The organism is Mesorhizobium sp. M4B.F.Ca.ET.214.01.1.1 (assembly GCF_004791545.1).
GTDB lineage: Bacteria > Pseudomonadota > Alphaproteobacteria > Rhizobiales > Rhizobiaceae > Mesorhizobium > Mesorhizobium abyssinicae.
Genome location: NZ_SRUX01000249.1, coordinates 1 through 294, shown reverse-complemented (window position 1 = coordinate 294; position 294 = coordinate 1). Strand labels below are relative to the sequence as shown.

The following is a 294-nucleotide window of genomic DNA, read 5'->3' as shown; positions in this document are numbered from 1 at the left end:
CGCGAATACAGCCATATCTTCCCGCCAAAGCCGATGCGCGCGGCGAGCGACGCGGTTCCGGCGCTGGAGGCGCGCAACCTGTCCTGGAGCGATCGGCTGGACAATGTCTCGCTGTCGGTCGGCGTCGGCGAGGTGGTGGGGCTGGGCGGCCTCGACGGGCAAGGCCAGCGCGAATTGCTGCTGGCCTTCTTCGGCGTTTTGCGCGGCCTCTCCGGTCAGATCCTGGTCGACGGCAAGCCGGTTTCGATCGCCAGCCCTTCCGCTGCGAGCGACGACCGCGTCGGCATGGCGCTG

1 protein-coding gene is annotated in these 294 nt (G+C 69.0%); it reads left to right on the top strand.

Features of this window, described 5'->3' with window-relative positions:
• The coding region (locus EN857_RS34100; protein WP_135897737.1) for an ATP-binding cassette domain-containing protein at positions 1 to 294 on the top strand (294 nt) is incomplete at both ends.